Genomic DNA, 21,337 nt, shown 5'->3' with positions numbered 1-21,337 from the left:
TTTGCCTTGGCTTGAGAAAGGCCGCAATGGCCAGTTCTTGGCCTCGACTTTAGGGTCGGTGCCAGTGCGGATCAACGATAACCAGGCCGAGAGCGAAGTGACGTACGTCACATGGCATATCTCGGGTGCGATTGCGACGCTCACATGAACGGGCGTCCGAAACTCGTTGACAGCGACTGGGAGTTGCGTGATCGTCTATCCGGAGCCAAGGGCGCTTGGCCCGCACCGGCATGCGCCGCTCCATAAAAGGAACGGAATATTCCGCTCCTGTCAGGGGTGCTGGAAAAAAGGTCGGGCGTATGGAAAACAAGTCCCGTGCACGCGGTATGGCGATCCACTGAGTTTCCCTCGCCGGGGCTCCGTTCGCGCGGAGTCATCACATCCAGAGAAGCCAGGTGAATAGCAACGATGAACGCACGTACGGCGCTTTTGATCGGTGCCGCGGGTGGAATCCTCAAGGAGGTGGCCCGAGGGCTCGCCGAGGAAGGCCACTCGCTCGTACTCTTCGACAGGAACGAGGAAGCGGTACGGCGCCTCGGGGACGAACTCTCCCAGCGGACCAAGGTGGAAGTCGTCGTCGGGGACATCACCGAGATCGACGCGGCGGAGCGGCAGCTCACCGGGATCGTCGAGCGGCACGCGCCGTCGATCCTGGTCAACGGGGTGGGCGGGGACACCCGGGTCATCGGCTACGCGGACCTGACCAGGGACCACTTCGACCAGACGTATCTGGAGAACGTGGTCAGCACGTTCATCGCCGTCAAGGTGTGTGCCCCCCGGATGGCCCATGACGGCTACGGACGCATCGTCAACTTCGCCTCGGCCGGCGGGCGGACGTACAGCCATTTCAACAACGCCGCCTATGTCGGAGCCAAGGCGGCGGTCATCGGCATGACCAAGCAAATGGCGTACGAACTGGCGTCGACCGGTGTCGTGGTCAATGTCGTCGCGCACGGGCCCATCGCGACCGAGCGTGTGGCCGGCGCCTGGGAGCGCCGTGACGAGGAATCCAGGAACGCGGTTCTCTCCAAGCTGCCCATGCGGCGCATGGGGACGGTCGCCGAGGCCGTCGGCAGTGTGCTGCATCTCTGCTCGGAAAGCGCGGGATATTCCACCGGATCCGTGATCGACATCAACGGCGGCCTCTACATGTGACCTCTGTGCGGATGCAGGTGACGTCCATGCGGCGCGGATCATCACAAGGAGCTGGGTGTGGCGAAGTTTGTCGTGGAATTCGAGTACAACGTCGACAGGGCAGGGCGCCAGGATCTGCATCCCGCGCATGCCGAGAATCTCTACAGCCTCGCCGACCGCGGTGTGCTGCTGCTGGCGGGACCGCTGGTCGACGAGAATGCCGGGCTGCTTGTCTACGAGGTGGGCGACCGCGAGGAACTCCAGAAGATCCTTGACGACGAGCCCTATGTCAAGGGCGGAATCGTCGCCAGGACGCGCATTCAGCAATGGGCACCGGGCAAAGGCAGTTGGATCACGGCGCTGGACCGGTCCGAGCGGGACTCCGGGAGAGAAGGAACCCACTGAAAATGGTTTCGTTGAAGTATGAGTCGCTGCATGCCGGGATCGTCGATCCGGAGATGGATTCCATGCGGATCCTCAGTGAGACCGCGGGCAGGTTTCCCGATGCCCTGTCGTTCTCCTCGGGGGCTCCCTACGACGGAAATCACGATCTGGCCAATCTCTCCTTCTACATCGACCGCTATATCAAGCATCTCCGTGACCGGGGAATGCCGGAAGCGCGTATCACCCGGCTGCTCTTCCAGTACGGAGCGGTCAACGGCTTCATCCAGGACGAGGTCGCCCTGATGCTGAAGCGGGACGAGAACATCGACGTCCCCGCCGAGGCCATCATGATCACCCACGGCTTCCAGGAGGCGGCCCTGGTCGCCCTGCGCGGTCTGTTCGCCTCACCCGACGATGTGCTGCTCGCCGTCTCGCCGGCCTATGTGGGCATCCGGGGAGCCGCCCGGATGCTCGGCATCCCGGTGAAGGGCATCACCGAGGGCCCCGACGGGATGGACCCCGAGGACGTGGCCGCCGCGGCCCGCGCCGTACGGGCCGAGGGCAGGCGCGCCGTCGCCCTGTACGTCGTACCCGACTTCTCCAACCCGTCGGGAACGGTGCTCCCCCTCCGGGCCCGTGAGCGTCTGCTCGAAGTGGCCGCCGAGGAGGACCTCATCATCCTGGAGGACAATCCGTACGGCCTGTTCGCGCGGGAGGGCGAGTCGAAGCCCACCCTCAAGTCCCTGGACACCGGTCAACGGGTGGCCTATCTCGGCTCGTTCGCCAAGTCGGCCTTCCCGGGCGCGCGGCTGGGCTATCTGGTCGCCGATCAGCCCGTCACCGACGCCACCGGGTCGACCCGCACCCTGGCCCAGGTCCTCTCCAAGGCCAAGGCCATGTTCACCGTCGGATCGTCCACGCTCTCCCAGGCGGTCGTCGGCGGCATCCTCGTCGAGAACGACCACGACCTGCGCTCCGCCACCAGGGAACTCGCGGCCGTCTACATCGAGCGGCTCGACGCCACGCTGGCGGCGCTCGCCGGGCACTTCCCGCCCGAGCGGTCCGGGGAGCACGGCGTGCGCTGGAACACTCCGCGCGGCGGGTTCTTCCTGACCGTCACGGTCCCGTTCACCGCCGATCTGGCCGCCATGGAGCGCTCCGCCCGCGACTACGGGGTGAGCTGGGCTCCGATGAACATGTTCTACATCGACGGCGGCGGCGACCGGGAGATCCGGCTCGGCTTCAGCAATCTCACCCCGGAAGCCATCCGCGAAGGCATCGCGCGGTTCGCGCGCTTCATCAACGAGACCCCCCGCGACTGATCCACCGCCACCTGGCCGAAGACGCCACCCGGCCGAAGACGCCATCCGACCCCTTGCGTCAGAAGGACGAGTATGAGCAGCACCACTGACCAGCCGACCGCCGTAGTGATCGACGGCTACTCCGCCGGGAACTCCTATCCCGCGGCCTTCACCGCGGCGGGCGCGCGCGTGATCCACGTCCAGAGCACCGCCGAACTCATCCCCACGATGCTGGCGCCCAATCTGTCGGAGTACGCGGAGAACATCGTGTGCACCGAGCCGGAGGCGCTGGTCGAACTGCTCCGCCCGTACGCCCCCGTCTGTGTCGTACCCGGCCAGGAGTCCGCCGTCCGGCTCGCCGACCGGATCAGCGACGCGCTGGGCGTGGCGAGCAACGGTACGGAACTCTCGCCGGCCCGCCGGGACAAGTACGAGATGATCGAGGCACTGCGCAGGGCCGGGGTGCGCTGCGCCGAGCAGTTCAAGAGCGGCGACCCCGCGGCGGTGGTCAAGTGGGCCGAGGAGCGGGGCGCGTATCCCGTCGTCGTCAAACCGCTCAGCTCGGCCGCGTCGGACGGCGTCTTCGTCTGTGAGAGCGCCGACGACGTCCGTGTCGCCGCCGAGCGGGTCCTGACCACGAAGGACATCTTCGGCCACGCGAACACCGAGGCGCTCGTCCAGTCGTATCTCAAGGGCACCGAGTACGTGGTCGACACCGTCAGCGCCGACGGCCACCACTACACCAACGCCGTCTGGCAGTACAAGAAGAACCTGCTCTCGTCCGGCCACAACATCTACGACATGGACATCCTCCACCCCCAGGACAGCGATCCGGTCCCGGCCCTGATCGCGTACGTGCGTGAGGTACTGGCGGCCCTCAAGGTGACATGGGGCCCCAGCCACGCCGAGGTCATGGTCACGGCCGAGGGCCCGGTGCTGGTGGAGATCGCCACGCGGCTCAACGGAAACCTCAACGCCGCCTTCCAGGACGAGTGCCTGGGCAACAACCAGCCCTCGCTGGCCGCGCAGGCCTATACCGACCCCGAGGCGTTCATCGCGCGGTACAGCGGCGGTGTCTACCGCAAGCTGAAGTCCGGGATCATCTACAACTCGCCCACGGAACTCGACGGGGTCGTGGCCTCCGTCGACCAGACGGCCGTCGACGCGATCAACGCGCTCCCGAGCGTCTATCTGGCCGGGCTCAAGCTGGCACCCGGCTCCCGGATCCGTCCGACCACCGACCTCCTGTCGAGCTCGATGAAGATCTATCTGCTGTCGTCCAGCGAAGAGGAGATCCAGGCCGACTACGAGAAGATCCGCGCCCTGAAGGATTCGGTGTACCGGCTCGCCCAGTGAGCGTCCGGACCCCTCGCGCCCCCTGGCCCCTCACCCGCCCCGGCCTCTCACCCGTCCCACTTTCCCTGGAGGAAAGCTGTGCACAGCCGAATAGGCGTCTTCCTTTCGCCCGTCCATGAAACGGGGCAGGACCCGCATCTCGCGATCCAGCGGAATCTGGATCTGGTCGAGCACGCGGACCGGCTCAACTTCGACGAGGCGTGGTTCGGCGAGCACCACACCCTGGGCTGGGGCCTGGTCGGCGCCCCGGAGACCCTGATCGCCGCCGCCTCCCAGCGCACCCGCCAGATCAGGCTCGCGCACGGAGTCGTACCGCTCTCCGGCCACCACCCCTTCCATGTGGCCAGCCGCGCCGTGCATCTCGACCATCTCACCCGCGGCCGTTACATCCTCGGCGTGGGACCGGGCGTGCCCTTCGACGCGACCATGTTCGGTCTCAACGGCGGTGTCCAGCGCAAGCGGCTCGACGAGGCGCTGCCGACCGTACTGGAACTGGTCAACGGGGAGTCCCGGGTCACCCAGAAGACGGACTGGTACGAACTGAAGGACGCGAAGCTCCAGTTGCCCCGCTTCGGGCCGCGGCCGATCGAGGTGGCCATGGCGACCTCGGGCACCTCGGTGACCAGCCCGCGGCTCACGGGCCGGTACGGCCTGAGCATGACCTCCTTCGCGCTGCCCTTCGCGCTGCTGACACCGGGCGCGCCCGAGCACATCGGTCTGGCGCAGCAGTGGAAGCACGCGGAGGAGGCGGCCGAGGAGCACGGCCAGGTCCTCGACCGGAACAACTGGCGGGTCGCGCTGCCGGTCCATGTGGGGGAGACGAGCAAGCAGGCGTTCGACGAGGTCCGCGAGGGCTACGACCGCTGGCTGTTCGAGTACTTCGCCAAGGCGGCCGGCCGGGATGTGCTCAGCCCCGGCACCCCCAGGGAGAAGGCGCTCGAAGCGCGGGTCGAGGCCGGCGGCGCGCTGGTCGGCTCGGTCGACGAGGTGGTCTCGGGCATCCGCCGTATGCAGGAGGCCACCGGCGGGTTCGGCACGCTGCTGGTGTACGTCGCGGACTGGACCTCCTCGGAACGGACCGACCGCAGCCTGGAACTGCTCGCCCGCTATGTCGCTCCGCGGATCAACGGCGCGGTGGCCCGGCCGCAGGAAGCCGTCGACTGGGCGATCGCGAGCCGCGCCCGGTAGACGTGCCGACGGCCCGGCGTCCGTGCCGGGCCGTTCCCCGTATGTCCGCCCAGACCGTTCCGCCGGACCGAGTGGAAGAACCGAGTGGAAGAACAGATGCTGGATCAGCGTTCGTTTCGTACCGTTCTCGGACGATTCACCACGGGAGTCGTACTGGTCACCGCGCAGACGGATGACGGGCCCGTGGGCATGGCCGTCAACTCCTTCACCTCCGTGTCACTGGAGCCGCCGCTCATCGCCGTGTGCGCCGCGCACACATCGACCACCTGGCCGTCCATCCGGGCGGCCGGGAGTTTCGCCGTCAGCATCCTCGGTGACCGCCACGCGGATCTGTGCCGTCTCTTCAGCTCCCGGGGAGCCGACCGGTTCACCGGCCACGAGTGGGCCCTCACCCGGGCCGGACATCCCATCCCGGCCGACGGGCTCGGCTGGCTCGACTGCCGTATCTCCGTGATCCACCCGGCGGGCGACCATGAACTGGTCATCGCCTCGGCGAGGGAGGGGGAGGTGACGGAAGCGGTGGATCCACTGGTGTTCCACGCCGGCCGCTTCCGGGAGCTGGTGGTCTGAGGCGCCGCGAGCGGCCCCGGGCGGCTCCGTCCGGACCGGTCCGCTCTCCTCCGTCCCGGACCCTTCTCCCGCACCACCCCGCAACCCCGTACCTTCCCCGCTTTCCCGAGCTCAATTCCCGTATGCACATCCACCCGCACTACAGGTGAGAGATCAACTGAGGGAGAAGTCGAAGTCGTGGGCAGATCGCACTGGCAAGAGCACTGGAATGCGCGTCGTGTTCCCTTCTTACGGGAGTGTGCGGAGGCCCGTGCGGCTCTGCTGGCCGACCTCAAGGACCCAGGGGCGGCGCAGGAACGGGTCCTCGCGGACATCATCGGCGTCTGTGCCGGCTCGCTCCACTGGAAGGAGCGGGGGTACGACGTCCTCGCCGCCGACCCCGCGGCCTTCCGCTCGGTCCTGCCCGTGATGCGCTACGGCGACTTCGACGCGGAGATCGACCGGGAGACCCGCACCAAGGGCGGGGTGCTGTCGTGCAGTCCCGTGCTGCGCTGGCTCAAGACGAGCGGTACGACGGGTGTGCCCAAGCGGGTCCCGTACACCCTGCACTGGCTGCTGACCTACCGGATCGCCGCCATGCAGGCCATGTGGGGCACGTATGTCGAGCACCATCCCGAACTGCTCGCGCACCCCTACGCCACCCTCGACACCCAGACGGTCCACGAGAATGTGGACGACTATCTCTACGGGGTGCAGTACCAGGCGATCAGCAACCGGCATCCGCGGATCAACAGCCGGGACTGGAACCCGCCGTGGTCCGCGTCCCCGTGGTTCGGCACGGAAGCGCCCTCGTCGCACTCGGGCCGGATGTACCACCGCATCCGCCATCTCCTGGGCCGGGAGGTCCACTTCATCTCGGCGATCAATCCGAGCACCCTGATCTCGCTGCGCGATCTGATCGCGGAGCACGGCGCGGATCTCGTCCGTGATCTGCGCGCGGGCACCCTGGAGGGCGAGCCCTACGGCGAGCCGGACCACGAGGCGGCCCGGCAGCTCGAAGCGGTGCTGTCCCGGGGCCCGTTCACGCTCAAGGACGTCTGGCCGTCGCTGAGCTTCTACAGCTGCTGGCTCTCCTCCTCCGCCGGGCTCTACCAGGCCAGGCTGGACGCGGTCCTGCCGGGCGTCGCCAAGATGCCGTTCATGAGCTGCGGCACCGAGGGCGTGACCACCGTCCCGGTCGACGGCTCGCTCGACAGCCAGCCGCTCGCCGTCAACCAGGCGTTCTTCGAGTTCGTACCGGCCGAGGTGCCCCTCGGTGAACTCATCGACGCGGGGGAGCGACCCGACACCCTGCTGTTCGACGAGGTGGAGGCCGGGCGCGACTACCACCTGATCATGACGCAGGGCAATGGCCTCTACCGCCTCTGGAGCGGGGACATCTACCGGGTCGACCGCATTGTGGACGGCACCCCCTGGATCCACTTCGTCGAACGCGACGGGGTCTTCCACTCCTTCACCGGCGAGAAGATCACCGAGTCCCAGGTCACCCAGGCCATCGAGCAGGCCCTCGCCACCGGCGGCCTGGCCAACGGCCTCTATCTGTGCGGGCCGCAGTGGGGTGAGCCGCCGCACTACGTGGTCGTCGGCGAGGTGCCCGAGCCGCGCGCCGAACTGGACCGCGCGCTCTCCGGCTCCGTCGACCGGGAGCTGAGGACGATCAATATCGAGTACGCGTCCAAGCGCGACAGCGGACGGCTCGGTCCGCTCAGGTTCTTCACCGTCCCGCCCGACCGGATCGCCGCGTACACCGAGTCACGTCGCCAGCGGGGCAACGCGACCCAGTACAAGTACAAGCCGTTCCAGAAGGACACCGACTTCGTCGCCGAGCTCGTCGGCCACTCGGGAGGGTGACGGCATGATCGAGACCAAGAGGCCGCCGCAGAACGTACGGCGCGAGATCATCACGCTGCCGTCCGGCGGAGCCGAACTGGCCCTCCATCTCTGGCGGCCCCGCAAGGAGATCAAGGGCGCGGTCTTCTACTTCCACGGACTCCAGAGCCATGCCGGCTGGCTGTGGGAGGTCGGGCCGCGGTTCGCCGACAACGACATCGCCTTCTATGTCCTCGACCGGCGCGGCAGCGGCATCAGCTCCGGCGCGCGCGACGAACTGCCCGACGCCGCCACGGTCCTCGCCGACTACGGCCACGCCATCGCCCAGGTACGGGAGTCGATCGGCGACACCGTCCCGCTCTCCCTCTTCGGGCACTGCCTCGGCGGGTCGTTCCTGGCCGCCCTGCTGCACCACCCGGACTTCACCACCCGCTACGACGCCGCCATCTACTGCTCGACCTGGCTGGGCAGGCTCCACGCCACCCTCGGTGAGGAGGAGCGCGCGGCGCTCGCCGCCGACCGGAGCCGGGAGCTGTGGGACGCCGGCCTGAAGTCGTCCGACTTCACCGACGACGCCAAGTACCGGCAGTACATCGACCACGACGATCTCGCGGTACGGCGGCTCGTCCGCAGCTCACGGTCCACCCTGCTGGAGCTGGAGCGGCTCTATATGAATCCCCGGCACCGGCCCCCGGAGGTCCCGGCGGCGTTCGTGTCGGGCCTGACCGATCCCATCGTCGATCTCGACGCCACCCACCGGGTGTTCCACGAGATGGTGTCCGGCCGGGGCATGATCATCAAGTTCCCCACCGACAAGCACTATCTCTTCTACACCGATGTCAGCGACAGCCTGATCGACTGGGCCTCGGCCTACACCCTGCTCCAGGGAGTGGACCGCGATGTCTGAGGCGGGGACGTCCGAGGCGGGGATGTCCGAGGCACGGCTGTACCGGGTGGCCCTGCCCATGCGGATCGGCTTCGACCACCCGGCCGCCCGGCGCAGTACCAGCGACAGCCTCGTACTCCGTCTGGAGAGCGACGGCGCGAGCGGGATCGGGGAGTGCGCGCCCCGCGCCTATGTCACCGGCGAGACCAGCGACAGTGTCGTCGCGGCGCTGCGGCGGATCCCGATGGAGAAGCTGTTCGAGCGGATACGCTCCCAGCCCCCGGCGGAACTGCTCGGCCGGCTGCACGAGGACGGCTTCGCGGCGACGTTCGGCATCGACGGCGGCAACAATCTGATCTGTCTGCTGGAGACGGCCGTACTCGATCTGATCGGGCACCGGCTCGGCGTCGGCGCCGGGGAACTGCTTCCCGTCCCCGCCCGGCCCGCCCCCGGCCCGCCCGCGTCCCTGCCGGTCTCCCAGGTGCTCGATCTGAGTATCGGCGCCGAGGAGTTCCTGGACTCCCGGGGACCGTTCCACTTCGTGAAGATCAAGGCGTCCGACGACATCGAGCGGGACGTCCGTACGGTGACCGCGATCCGGGACCGGCTCGGCGACGGCGTCCCCCTCATGGTCGACGCCAATATGAGCTGGACGGAGGGGAACGCGGCGGCGAACGCCCGCCGGCTGCGCGCCTGCGGGGTGGACCAGGTCGAGGAGCCGCTGCCCCGGCGGTCCTGGGACGGGCTGCGCGCGCTGCGCCGCGCCACCGGTATCGGCGTCATGCTGGACGAGTCGGTGTGCACGCTGGACGACGCCCGTACCGCGATCGCGGCGCAGGCGTGCGACGCGGTCAACGTCCGGGTCGCCAAGAACGGCGGTCTGCTGAACGCCGCCCGGATCGTCGACCACGCGCGCGCCGGCGGGACCGCGTTCCAGATCGGGGTGCAGGTCGCCGAGACCGGTCCGCTGATCAACGCCGGCCGGGCCCTGGCCTTCCGCAGCCCCGACGCCCTGACCGTCGAGGCGGGCCAGTCCGACCGCTTCTTCCCCGAGATGATCGTCTCGCCCCGCCCGGTCGTGGACCGCCGGACCAACACCGTCGCGCCGGCCGGGGGCCACGGTTTCGGGATGCGCCTCAACGGCGCCGCCGAGCCCTGGGCCGTTCTCGTCCACCGCGAGGGGCGCCATCCCGGCTGGTACCCGGCACCCGCCGCCCCGCGCACGCCCGCCCCGGGCCCACCCCTCACCCCACGTTAGGGAGACACCACTGTGACCGTCCTCTTCGAATGCGTTCACCAGGGTGAACGGCACTTCGGCTGCGCGGTGCCCGTGGCCGGGGCCCCGCTCCACCTCTATCCGCTCGGCGACGAGGACCTGCGCGCCCGTCTGCTCGCGGCGGACATCTCCGCGGACCTCGCGGTGGACGGCGACCGCGCCGCGGCGCTGGTGGCCGCGCTGACGGAGGGCAGGGAGCGCAGGACCGTGCCCGCCGCCGAGCGCGACACCGTGGTCCTCCGTCCCCCGCTGCTGCCGGACTCCCTGGGGGACGCGGTGGTCAGCGGCTTCATGCAGACCCACAATGTGAAGGCCGACGAGACCACGCAGTCCCAGCCGAACTGGTTCTTCAAGGGCCTGGGGGAGACCCTGAAGGTCCCGGGCGAGCCCCTGGCCGTACCGCCGGGCGCCGTCGCCGTCTGCGAGGAGGCGGAGGTCGTCCTCGTGTACGTCACCGACGAGCGGGGCGTCCCGCGCTACGTGGGCTACACCTTCGGCAACGACCTCACCGACATCGGCCGCTTCAAGCGGCACAACGGCCATCTCTCCTACGCCAAGCTCTGTGACTCGGGGGTGGCGCCCTGGCTCTTCCTCGACGCGCCGCCCGAGTCGGTCACCGGCCGGGTGCGGATCGAACGGGACGGGGCCCAGGCCTGGGAGGGCGCCTTCACCACGGGGACGAAGGCCCTGTACTACGGTCTGCCGGACATGATGTCCGAACTGTTCTCGTACACCCCGCTGCTCCACCCGGGCCGGGTGCACTATGTCTACATCGGGGCCGACCGCAGCAGTTTTCACGCCGGTTTCCGGATGGCGGACCAGGACCGGGTGGAGATCGGTTTCGACACGCACGAGGTGACGCTGACGAACACGGTCACCTGGGGCTGACCGCCCTACGGGCGCCGTCCCGCGTCCCCGATCGCCGCACGGGCGCTGTGGCGTGTTCCCAAGTGTCCTTAAGTGTCCACAAATGTCCGCCCCTGAGCGGCCCCGGACCGGCCCGGTCCGTCCGGGGCCGGTCCGGGGCCGGTCCGGCCCGAGAGGCCCCCCCGCCCCGCTGCCTGCGCGGCCCCTGCACACCTCGTTCCCGTTTCAGATGTCCGGTGTTCATGCATGCGTGCCCGCCGCTCTTCCGCGCTCCGTGATGGTCAGGTCGGCCGGTGATGGGAATCGGCCAATATCTGCCGAACGCCGGAGGGCGTCCGGGAGGGGGGCTGGGCCATGAATCACCCGCGCTTTCTGTTCGTACCGAGAACCGACACCGAGACGGGAACCGTCTCGGTGGTGTGGCGTCTGCTCGGCGCCAACAACCGCGGTCTCGGTCAGGGCTGGGAGAGCCAGCCCGGACTGGTCGCCTGCCGTGCCGCCGTGGCGGCCCTGCGCGAGGGCGTGACCAGGGCCCGGCCGGTCGTCACCGTCTCCGAGACGACGGGGCTCTGGATCTGGCGGCTCGACCTCGACGGGCGTTCGGTCGCCCTCGCCGGGCGGTCGTACCAGCGCCAGCGCGAGTGCCACTACAGTCTCGCCAACTTCGTGAAGGCCGTGCCCGAGGCCCATCTCGCGCCGGGCCTGGTGTCTCTTTCGGCCAGGCGTATGCCGCACCCGCCCGGTGACCGGCCGCCGAGGCTCCTCGCGGACTTCCCGAAGACGCCTGCCGCCGGCGCGGGTGCGCGATGACGTTCACAGCACCCGCACCCGGTACGACGGACGAGCCACGGGCGATCAAGCGCTCCGCCGGCCTGCCCGACCAGCTCTTCCGCGGGCTGGCCCGGGGCAGCGGCGGTGTGGTGCTCGTCATCATGCTGCTCGTCGGCACCTTCCTCGGCTACCGCGCCTGGGAGGCCCTGCGGGTGGCGAAGGGCTCGTTCCTCACCACCTCGGCCTGGGAGCCCGACTCCCATCACTTCGGCATCGCCGCCGTACTCACCGGCACCGTGCTGATCGGGCTCGTCGCCATCGTCATCGCGCTGCCGCTCGCCATGGGCACGGCGCTGTACATCTCCGAGTACGCGCCCCGGCGCGTACGGCGGACCATGGTCAGCCTCATCGACCTGATGGCCGCGGTGCCCAGCGTGGTCTACGGGCTCTGGGGCGCGTTCTTCCTCCAGTCCCACATCGTCGGTCTGTCGCGGTGGATCGCCACCTACTTCTCCTGGATCCCGTTCTTCAAGGTCAACGGCGCCGACCCGGGCGACCCGCTGGCGACCACGACCGTCTACACCTCCTCGACGTTCATCGCCGGGATCGTGGTGGCGCTCATGGTCACGCCGATCGCCTGCTCGGTGATGCGCGAGACGTTCTTCCAGGCGCCCGTCGGCGAGCGCGAGGGCGCGTACGCGCTCGGCGCGACCCGGTGGGGAGTGATCAAAACGGTCGTCCTGCCCTTCGGCCGCGGCGGTGTCATCGGCGGCACGATGCTCGGTCTCGGCCGCGCGCTGGGCGAGACGATCGCCGTCTACATGATCATCTCGCCCGCCTTCGTGATCCAGCCGCGGATCCTGGAGAACGGCACCAACTCCGTCTCCTCGCTGATCGCCCTGCGGTACGGCTCCGCCAGCGACTTCGGTATGTCCGCGCTGATGGCGGCGGGGCTCGCCCTCTTCCTCATGACGCTCGTCGTCAACTTCGCCGCCTCCTCCATCGTGGCCCGCAGCCGCTCCGGGGCCGGGACCGAGGCCTGATATGAACCGGACCACCACCCCCGTGCTGCCCTCCGACACCACCACCGGCCCCGCCGCCGGCCCCCTCCCGCCCACCGTCCGTCCGGGCCCGCCCGACGGGAGTGGCGGGCCCGAGGCCCGCCGCTCCACCTCCACCGTGCGCGCGGGCGACGTCCGCGCGCTGCTCGGCGCCCTGGCCGGTGGCCTCGGACTGACCGTCGTGCTGTTCACCCGGATCGCCCCGTTCGACGGGCCGCTCGGCTTCGTCGTCGTCGCCTATCTGTTCTTCGTCGGTCTGTACGCCGTGCTGGTGTCCTTCGCCGAGAACGGCATGGCGGTACGGGACCGGGCCGCCGCGGTCGTCATCCACAGCCTGGCCGTGCTGGTGGTCTGCGCGCTCATCTTCGTCGTCGCGTACACCCTGTGGCGCGGCCGGTCCGCACTGCCGCATCTCAACTTCTTCACCGACGACATGTCGCGCACCGGGCCCGTCCAGCCGCTCACCAGCGGCGGCATGCTGCACGCCATCGCCGGCACGGTCGAGCACATGGCCATCTCGCTGGCCATCACCGTGCCGCTCGGACTGGCCTGCGCGATCTTCCTCAGCGAAGTCCCTGGCGCCTACGCCCGGTTCGTACGGACCATCGTGGAGGCGATGACCGCGCTGCCGTCGATCGTCTCCGGTCTGTTCATCTACGCCACCGTCATCCTCATCCTCGGACTGGAGAAGTCCGGACTCGCCGCGGCGCTCGCCCTCGGAGTGATGATGCTGCCGATCATCATCCGCGCGTCGGACGTGGTGATCAGGCTGGTGCCGGGCTCACTGCGCGAGGCGTCCCTCGCGCTCGGCGCCAGCCAGTGGCGGACCGTGTGGACCGTGGTGCTGCCCACCGCGCGCTCCGGGCTGACCACCGCCGTCATCCTCGGCACGGCGCGCGGTATCGGCGAGACCTCTCCGGTGCTGCTCACCGCCGGATACACCAGCGACATGAACCTCAACCCGCTGCACGGCCCGCAGGTGTCGCTGCCGCTGGCCACCTTCGAACTCGTACGGTCCCCGCAGCCGAGCTTCATCGCCCGCGGCTTCGGTTCCGCGGCGCTGCTGATGGGGCTGGTGCTGCTGCTCTTCGTCATCGCCAGGATCATCGGCGGACGCGGTCCCGGAGAGCTGACCAGGCGTCAGACCCACCGCAGGGTCCTCGCCTCCCGCCGCGACGCCGAGCGGATGGGCGCCCGGGGGAAGACCGGGCCGGGCGGCGGGACCTACGCGGAGCGGCCCGACGGGAGTACGTACACGGACCGGCCGCCCGGACCACCCGGGCCGATGGAGCAACTGAGCAACTGAGCCCCGGCCCGCACCCCGGGCCCCGGAGAGGCCGCCCCCGCACCACCGACCGCCGGGCCGGCCCACCCCGTACACGCGAGCCGTCGGGCCGCCGAGCCACCGAGAACCGCCCCGCCCCACCGACAGGAGTCGTCTCCCGATGTCCGGAACCCTTCCGGCGCCGCTGCCAGGCCCACGCGTACGCGCCGCCCTGGCGGCCCTCGCCCTTGTGACACTGGTGCTGCTGGCACTCGTCCAGCCCGTACCCGCCGCCGCCGCGACCTATGTCCCGATCTCCGGCGCGGGCTCCACCTGGAGCCAGAACGCGCTGGACCAGTGGCGGGCGAACGTCAAGCAGTACGGCATGACGGTCAACTACAACGGCACCGGCTCCTCCGACGGCCGCAACCAGTTCCGCAACGGCACCGTGGACTACGGCGTCTCCGAGATCCCGTACGGCATCACGGACTCGGGCGTGGTCGACGCGCCGCCTCCGCGCAAGTACGCGTACATGCCCATCGTGGCCGGTGGTACGTCGTTCATGTACAACCTGAAGATCGGCAACCAGCGGGTGACCAATCTGCGGCTGTCGGGCGAGGTCCTCGCCAAGATCTTCACCGGTGGCGTCAAGCTGTGGAACGACGCGGCGATCAAGGCCGACAACCCGGCCCTGGCCGCCTCGCTCCCGGCCCGCAGGATCGTCCCGGTGGTCCGCTCCGACGGCTCGGGTACGACGGCCCAGCTCACCACCTGGATGAGCAAGCAGTACCCGTCCATCTGGAACGGCTACTGCGCCAAGGCCGGACGGAGCACCCCCTGCGGCGCCACCTCCAACTACCCGCTGGTGCCGGGCGGCGGCTTCGTCGCCCAGTCCGGCTCCAACGGTGTCTCCGGCTATGTCGCCCAGGCGGGCAACATCGGCACGATCACCTATGTCGAGTACTCGTACGCCGTCTCGACCACCCTCTTCCCGGTGGTGAAGGTGCTCAACGCGGCCGGCTACTACACCGAGCCGACCGCCAAGAACGTCGCGGTGGCCCTGCTCAACGCGCGGATCGAGAACAACAGCTCGTCCCCGAAGTATCTGACCCAGATCCTCGACGGCGTCTACAACGGCAAGGACCGGCGCAACTACCCGCTGTCCAGCTACAGCTACATGATCGTGCCGACCAAGGTGGAGTCCAAGTTCAGCGAGCAGAAGGGCAAGACGCTCGGGGCGTTCGCGTACTACTTCCTCTGCCAGGGGCAGCAGCACGTCGACAACCTCGGCTACTCCCCGCTGCCGGTGAACCTCGTCCAGGCCGGGCTCGAACAGGTACGCAAGATCCCCGGTGTCAACGTCGAGAACATCAACATCAAGAACTGCCACAACCCGACCTTCTCCGCCGACGGCTCCAACACCCTCGCCAAGAGCGCGCCCTTCCCGCAGGCCTGTGACAAGAAGGGCGCCACCCAGTGCGCCACCGGCACCGGCGGCGACAAGCGGCCCACCGTCACCCAGGGCGGCGGCGGCTCGGGCGGCACCTCGGGCGGCAGCGGCGGCGGCACCTCCGGCGCCTCCGGCGGCGGTACGGCGGCCACGGGCGGTACGGGAACCTCCGGCACCTCGGGCACGGGCGGATCCGGCGACGGCGCCACCCCGGGCGCGGACACCGGAGGCAGCGCGGGAGCGGCCGTCGACCCGGACACCGGCCAGCCGATCGCGGCGGGCGCCCAGGCGGGCGGCGCCGGTGACGCGGCGGGCGCCGGCACGGGCGGCGACGCGTTCGCCGTGCCCGTCTCCACCTCGGGAACGATCAGCGGCGGAGTACGGCTCGCGCTGATGGTGCTGGCCGCCCTGCTGCTGGTGGCGGTCACGGTCGGGCCACCGCTGCTGTCCCGCTTTCTGACGGCGAGGAAGCAGACATCATGAGGATCCCCGGTACCGGCCCCCGCGCACCCCGCGCCAAGGCCGTTCGCGCACTCACCGTCGCCGTCCTCGCGCTCTGCTGCGCCCTGAGCGCGGGCGCCTTCGTCGGCGCGGGCGCCGACCTGGCCGGGGCGGCCGACAATCCCGCCTCGGGCGCCTCACCGGTGACCGTCACGGGCAAGGGCGACTTCGCGCAGCTCAAGGTCACCGTCGAGCAGACCAGGCACCTGGTCAACCAGGTCGTCAAGGTCTCCTGGTCAGGCGCGGCACCGACCGTCTCCGAGACCGCCTACGCCGCCGACTACCTCCAGATGATGCAGTGCTGGGGCGACGACAAGAGCGGACCCGACCCGGAGCAGTGCCAGTTCGGCGGCTCCTCGGCGCTCGGCCCCGGATCCGGCAACCAGTCCGCGGGCGCTTACACCAATACGCGGCAGCTCAGCTACGGCTCTCTCTCCGACGAGAACCAGACCATGCCGCCTCCGTCGCCCACCGGTATCTCGTATGTCGCGTTCCACTCGGTGGACGGCCAGATCACCCCGACCGGCAACTCCAACGACTTCTTCGACTCCAACACCAGCAACGAGGTCCCGTACGCCCGTACCAACCCCGACGGCACCGGCGAGGTGTACTTCGAGGCCCAGACATCCCTGGAGGCACCCGGTCTCGGCTGCGGCGAGGCCGCGTCCGGGGACACCCCCCAGACCGAGGGCCGGCAGTGCTGGCTGGTGGTCGTACCGCGCGGTGAGACCGAGGTCGACGGCGCCCGGTACACCGCCCAGTCCGGCGGCCTCCTCCAGTCCTCGCCGCTCTCGGCGACCAACTGGGCCCAGCGGCTGGTCGTCCCGCTGCACTTCGAGCCGATCGGCAACTTCTGTCCGCTCGGCGCCGACGAACGTCCCACCCTCGGCAACGAGATGATCGCCGAGGCGGTCGGCCGCTGGCAGCCCGCCCTGTGCCAGTCCGGCGGCAAGGCGATCTTCGGCTATGCCCAGGTGACCGACGAGACCGCGCGGCGCAAGCTCGGCTCGGGCACCCCGGGCATGGTGTTCCTGAACGAACCCGGCACCTCCGAGCAGATACCGCCCGACCAGGTCCCGGTGTACGCGCCGGTGGCGCTGTCCGGACTGACCATCGGCTTTCTCGTGGAGAGCCAGTCGTCCTTCTCCGCCCCGGACGAGGTCAAGGCGCGCAACGGCCGCAGACTCACCTCGCTCAAGCTCAACCAGCGACTGGTGGCCAAGCTGCTGACCGAGTCGTACCAGGACGGCAACTCCCGCTTCGCGCCGAGCACCGAGAAGAACCCGTTCAACCTCGGGCGCGACCCGGAGTTCACCCGGCTCAACCCGGAGTACGCGCATCTCGACTTCGGCGGCAAGCTCGGCGACGTCATCGTGCCCGAGGCGCTCTCGGACTCCGCGCGGCTGCTGTGGGACTGGGTGGACCAGGACCCGGCGGCGCGCGAGTTCCTCGACGGCACGGCCGACAACACGGGCAAGTACGGTGACGCGGCCAACTCCGGGATGACGGTCAATCCGCACTACCGCAAGCTCGATCTGCCGCTGGACCACTATCCCAAGAGTGATCCGTTCTGCCAGCAGTTCGAGGAGCACCCGGACACTCCGCTCTGTGTCCAGGACAAGCATCCGTACACCCTGGACATGCACGGCGCCGCCCGCGCCGCGGGCCGCGGCGACTCGCTGGCCCGTACCACCTGGGACATGACCACCACCCCGCCCGCGTACAAGAAGGACCCGCCGCAGCCGGCCGGGCAGCGGGCCATCCTCGCCCTGGCCGACAGCTCGACGGCCCTGCGCTACGGACTGATCCCGGCCCAGCTCCGCAACGGCGCCGGGCAGTATGTCGCGCCGACCACGGCGGGCCTGCTGGCGGGCCAGGCGGCGATGCGGCCGGGACCGGTCAAGTCGGTCGCCGAGGCCGCGCCCGCCACCAAGGCCAAGGGCGCCTATCCGCTCACCTCGCTCACCTACGCGGCGACCGTGCCGTCCCGGCTGACCGCCGCCGAGGGCAAGGACTACGCCGAGTTCCTCACCTACGCGGCGGGCGGCGGCCAGCGGCCCGGTGTCGCGGCGGGCGAGCTGCCCGAGGGATACGCGCCGCTGCCGAAGGCGCTGCGCGCCCAGACCGTCCAGGCCGCCGCCACCATCGCGGCCCAGGCCGGGAAGACCCCGTCGGAGGAGGACCCGGACTCCACGGGTACCGGGTCGGACCCGGACGGCGGCGGGGGAGCGGCGGGCGGCGGAGATGCCGCTTCCGGTACGGGCGGTGCGCCGGGCGGCGCCCCCGCGGGTGACGGCGCGGGGAGCGCCGAGCCCTCCGGCTCCCCGAAGCCCGCCCCGTCCGGCGGCGCCTCCACCGCGCCGCCGGAGCCGGCGGCGGCCGAGGCGAGTTCCCCGCCGACCCCGCCCTGGGCGCTGGGAGCCGTGCGCTATGTCGTGCTGATCGTCCTCATCACCGGGATCGCGGCGGCCATCGGCGGCCCGCTCCTGCCGAGGCTGGCACCGGTCGTCGCGGCCGGATGGCGGTCGCTGCGGCGGGAGGACGACACCACCTGAGACGACCGGCCGGGGGCGGCAGCCACCACCCCCGGCCGGTGGCCGGATGTTCCGGAACGGCCGGAACGCGGCCACCCGCGAGTGATCGCGGTTTCAACACCAGGCGCAAGCCTATCTGAGGGGTACACGAAGGTGAACAAGAAGAAGATCCTGACGGCCGCGGCCGGAGCCCTGCTGCTCGCGGCGACCGTCGGCACCGTCGCTTCCGCCGAGCCCAGTGGTACGCCCACCTACCGGCAGCTCTCCGGCGTGGGTTCCGACACCACGCAGGACGTGATGAACGGCCTCTCCCAGGTCGTCACCGTCAACGGCACCAAGGTGCTCGGTTCGTACAACGCCGTGGGTGGCGCGAGCATCACCACGAAGGACCCCGCGGTCAACAACAAGTGCACGATGACCCGCCCGAACGGTTCCGGCGCGGGCCGCACGGCGCTGCTGAACTCGCTCCAGGTCAACGACGGCTGTCTCGACTTCGCGCGCTCGTCCAGCCTGAGCCTGGGCGCGTCCAGCCCGGGTCTCACCTACGTCCCGTTCGCGGTCGACGGTGTCTCGTACGCCATCACGCCCTCCAGCGTGCTGCCGCGCAAGCTCACCCTGGCCGACCTGAAGGCGATCTACCACTGTGACCCCGCCTTCGTGGGCACCGGCCCGAACTACAACCTGAACGTCCTGCTGCCGCAGGCCGGCTCCGGCACCCGCAGCTTCTGGGAGGCCCAGGTCGGCATCGTCGACGCGGATGTCGTCGCCGGTGTGTACCCCTGCATCAAGGACAAGAAGAACAACACCCCGATCCAGGAGCACGACGGCCGCGTGCTGGACGACAAGTCCATCGTGCCGTTCTCCATCGCGCAGTACATCGCGCAGGCCTCGCAGACCGTGGCCGACGTGCGTGGCCGCGCGCTGCTCGGCTCCATCGACGGCAAGAGCGCCACGACGCTCAACAGCGACTTCTCCGTCAAGCGCGATGTCTACAACGTGATCCCCACCAGCAAGATCGGCACCGCTCCCTGGAGCACGGTCTTCGTCGGCAAGGACTCCCTGATCTGCAAGCAGCCCGGTGTGATCAACACCTACGGGTTCGCGACCAGCCCGGACTGTGGCGACACCTCCAAGCAGACCAACTGACCCCGACGCGGTTTTCCTGATTCCGGAGAAGGAGCTTTCCACCGTGTTTTCCCAGAGATCCGTGTCGCCGCGCAGAACCGTGCGGTCGCTCGCCGCGACGGTCGTAGGCGCCGTCGCGCTGTGCGCGGCCGGGCTGGTCATGGCGCCGTCCGCACAGGCCGCCGAGATCGGCACCATCGACATCAACCCGAAGACCGGAACCGACGAGTCGGGCATCGACTTCGCCACCTCCGGTGCCTGCCCCGACACCGCCTCGTACGTCATCGTGTCGGTCAAGGGCTCGGGCTTCCCGGCCGAGGGCCAGAACGTGGTCGGCAACGCGCCGATCGAGACGTACAACACCACGGCCGCCGGCGGCATGCTCATCCCGCTGTCCTCGACGATGCGCGACTACGCCAACATCGCCGGTTTCAGCACGCTCCAGGGCGAGTACGCGTTCACCGTCACCTGCCGCACCGCGTTCAACGGGACCAGCCTGGGTGACTTCAACGGGTCGATCTGGTTCACCTCGAACACGGCGTACCAGGCCAACGACCCGGACGTGAAGCTCGACACCACCACCGCTCTCGCGGTCTCGCCGTCCGGCACCACCGAGCAGGGCGACGAGGTCACGCTGACCGCCACCGTCTCCCCGGCGGGCGCGGCCGGTACGGTCCAGTTCCGTGACGGCTCCACCGCGCTGGGCAGCCCGGTGGCCGTCACCGGCGGTGCCGCCGCGCTGACCACGACCAACCTGGCGGCGGGCAGCCACTCGCTCACCGCCGAGTTCACGCCCTCCGGCGGCTCGTACAACGCCTCCGCCTCCACGGCCGTCACCCACCAGGTGAACGCCGCGGCGGCCAAGGCCACCACGACCGCGCTGGCCGTGTCCCCGGCGGACACCGCCGAGCAGTTCAGCCCGGTCTCGCTGACCGCGACCGTCACGCCCGCGGGCGCGGCGGGTTCGGTGAAGTTCACCGACACCGTGGGCGGTACGGCCACCACGCTCGGCACCGTCCCGGTGACGGGCGGCCAGGCCGCGCTCACCACGAGCAGCCTGGCTCCCGGCGACCACTCGTTCACGGCGACCTTCGTGCCGCAGAACAGTGCCGCGTACCTCGCCTCCGACTCGGGCAACGTCCCGTTCAAGGTCGGTGCCTTCGCGGGTGTCTCCACCTCCGAGGACATCACCACCACCGTCGAGTCCGGCGCGCTGGTCATCAGCGTCGAGGACCCGCACGTCACCCTGCCCTCGCCGCAGCTCGACGCCAACGGCGAACTGCTGACCACGGCGGGCGCGCTCAACCCGGTCACCCTGACCGACACCCGCGCCGGTAACCCGGGGTGGACCGTCAGCGGCCAGGTGGGCGACTTCTCCGACGGTGCCACGCACACCATCAACGGCCAGAACCTCGGCTGGACGCCCAGTGTCATCGACCATGTCTCCGGCCAGACCGTCACGGCCGGCGCGCAGGTCGGTGCCGCCGAGGGCGCCGAGTCCGCCGACAACGGCACGGCCGGACTGAAGTCCTCGCACACCCTCGCCAACGGCAAGGGCCTCGGCACCTCGCACCTCGGTGCCGATCTCAACCTCAACGTCCCGACCTCCACGGTGGCCGGCACCTACACCGCCACGCTCACCCTGACCGCCATCTGATAGCGGCCGGACCACTGTCCGGCCGCTGCCCGACCGTGCACCTCGCGGTCGCCGAGGCGGGCGGGACGGGTGGCCCCCCCCCCCCCCCCCCCCCCCCCCCCCCCCCCCCCCCCCCCCCCCCCCCCCCCCCCCAACCCCCCCCCCCCAACCCCCCCCCACCCCCCCCCCCCCCCCCCGCCCCC

Annotated in this window: 17 protein-coding genes; all 17 read left to right on the top strand. The window is 70.0% G+C overall.

Annotated elements, in window-relative coordinates:
• Nucleotides 1–408: 408 nt before the first annotated feature.
• The gene (locus tag ACWGDX_RS21255) at nucleotides 409–1,155 is read left to right on the top strand and encodes an SDR family NAD(P)-dependent oxidoreductase (protein ID WP_453627743.1); all 747 of its coding nucleotides are present in this window, start codon (nucleotides 409–411) and stop codon (nucleotides 1,153–1,155) included.
• Nucleotides 1,156–1,212: 57 nt separating this feature from the next.
• Nucleotides 1,213–1,539, top strand: a complete 327-nt coding sequence (locus ACWGDX_RS21250; protein ID WP_453627741.1) for a YciI family protein — start codon at nucleotides 1,213–1,215, stop codon at nucleotides 1,537–1,539.
• Nucleotides 1,540–1,541: 2 nt separating this feature from the next.
• On the top strand, nucleotides 1,542–2,840 hold the full coding sequence (locus ACWGDX_RS21245; protein WP_453627739.1) for an aminotransferase-like domain-containing protein: 1,299 nt from the start codon (nucleotides 1,542–1,544) through the stop codon (nucleotides 2,838–2,840).
• 72 nt (nucleotides 2,841–2,912) lie between these two features.
• On the top strand, nucleotides 2,913–4,175 hold the full coding sequence (locus tag ACWGDX_RS21240; protein ID WP_453627737.1) for an ATP-grasp domain-containing protein: 1,263 nt from the start codon (nucleotides 2,913–2,915) through the stop codon (nucleotides 4,173–4,175).
• A gap of 78 nt (nucleotides 4,176–4,253) precedes the next feature.
• Nucleotides 4,254–5,363 carry an LLM class flavin-dependent oxidoreductase gene (locus ACWGDX_RS21235; RefSeq protein WP_453627735.1) on the top strand — a complete coding sequence of 370 codons (1,110 nt, stop codon included), beginning with the start codon at nucleotides 4,254–4,256 and terminating at the stop codon, nucleotides 5,361–5,363.
• A 96-nt stretch (nucleotides 5,364–5,459) separates the two neighbouring features.
• Nucleotides 5,460–5,933: a flavin reductase family protein gene (locus ACWGDX_RS21230; RefSeq protein WP_363081167.1), complete on the top strand. Its 474-nt coding sequence runs from the start codon at nucleotides 5,460–5,462 to the stop codon at nucleotides 5,931–5,933.
• 177 nt (nucleotides 5,934–6,110) lie between these two features.
• Nucleotides 6,111–7,784: a GH3 family domain-containing protein gene (locus tag ACWGDX_RS21225; protein ID WP_453627733.1), complete on the top strand. Its 1,674-nt coding sequence runs from the start codon at nucleotides 6,111–6,113 to the stop codon at nucleotides 7,782–7,784.
• A gap of 4 nt (nucleotides 7,785–7,788) precedes the next feature.
• Nucleotides 7,789–8,670 carry an alpha/beta hydrolase gene (locus tag ACWGDX_RS21220; protein ID WP_453627731.1) on the top strand — a complete coding sequence of 294 codons (882 nt, stop codon included), beginning with the start codon at nucleotides 7,789–7,791 and terminating at the stop codon, nucleotides 8,668–8,670.
• Nucleotides 8,663–9,907, top strand: coding sequence for an enolase C-terminal domain-like protein (locus ACWGDX_RS21215; protein WP_453627729.1), 1,245 nt, complete (start codon nucleotides 8,663–8,665; stop codon nucleotides 9,905–9,907). The genes ACWGDX_RS21220 and ACWGDX_RS21215 overlap by 8 nt, the downstream gene beginning before the upstream one ends.
• A 12-nt stretch (nucleotides 9,908–9,919) precedes the next feature.
• Nucleotides 9,920–10,813 carry a fumarylacetoacetate hydrolase family protein gene (locus ACWGDX_RS21210; protein ID WP_453627727.1) on the top strand — a complete coding sequence of 298 codons (894 nt, stop codon included), beginning with the start codon at nucleotides 9,920–9,922 and terminating at the stop codon, nucleotides 10,811–10,813.
• A gap of 333 nt (nucleotides 10,814–11,146) precedes the next feature.
• Nucleotides 11,147–11,602, top strand: coding sequence for a hypothetical protein (locus ACWGDX_RS21205; RefSeq protein WP_453627725.1), 456 nt, complete (start codon nucleotides 11,147–11,149; stop codon nucleotides 11,600–11,602).
• Complete coding sequence (gene pstC / locus ACWGDX_RS21200; protein WP_453627723.1) at nucleotides 11,599–12,606, top strand: phosphate ABC transporter permease subunit PstC; 1,008 nt, start codon at nucleotides 11,599–11,601, stop codon at nucleotides 12,604–12,606. The genes ACWGDX_RS21205 and pstC overlap by 4 nt, the downstream gene beginning before the upstream one ends.
• A 1-nt stretch (nucleotide 12,607) precedes the next feature.
• The gene (pstA, locus tag ACWGDX_RS21195) at nucleotides 12,608–13,930 is read left to right on the top strand and encodes a phosphate ABC transporter permease PstA (RefSeq protein WP_453627721.1); all 1,323 of its coding nucleotides are present in this window, start codon (nucleotides 12,608–12,610) and stop codon (nucleotides 13,928–13,930) included.
• A gap of 139 nt (nucleotides 13,931–14,069) precedes the next feature.
• Nucleotides 14,070–15,821 (top strand): phosphate ABC transporter substrate-binding protein PstS, encoded by a 1,752-nt coding sequence (locus tag ACWGDX_RS21190; protein ID WP_453627719.1) that lies wholly within the window; start codon nucleotides 14,070–14,072, stop codon nucleotides 15,819–15,821.
• A complete protein-coding gene (locus ACWGDX_RS21185; protein ID WP_453627717.1) occupies nucleotides 15,818–18,394 on the top strand; it encodes a hypothetical protein in 2,577 nt (858 codons plus the stop codon). Before ACWGDX_RS21190 ends, ACWGDX_RS21185 begins: the two co-directional genes overlap by 4 nt.
• A gap of 132 nt (nucleotides 18,395–18,526) precedes the next feature.
• On the top strand, nucleotides 18,527–19,519 hold the full coding sequence (locus ACWGDX_RS21180) for a hypothetical protein (RefSeq protein ID WP_453627715.1): 993 nt from the start codon (nucleotides 18,527–18,529) through the stop codon (nucleotides 19,517–19,519).
• A 43-nt stretch (nucleotides 19,520–19,562) separates the two neighbouring features.
• Nucleotides 19,563–21,155 carry an Ig-like domain repeat protein gene (locus ACWGDX_RS21175; protein WP_453627713.1) on the top strand — a complete coding sequence of 531 codons (1,593 nt, stop codon included), beginning with the start codon at nucleotides 19,563–19,565 and terminating at the stop codon, nucleotides 21,153–21,155.
• The last annotated feature ends 182 nt before the right edge of the window (nucleotides 21,156–21,337 follow it).

The sequence above is a fragment of the Streptomyces sp. NPDC055025 genome, assembly GCF_053608565.1.
This window is presented reverse-complemented; position numbering and strand designations above follow the sequence as displayed.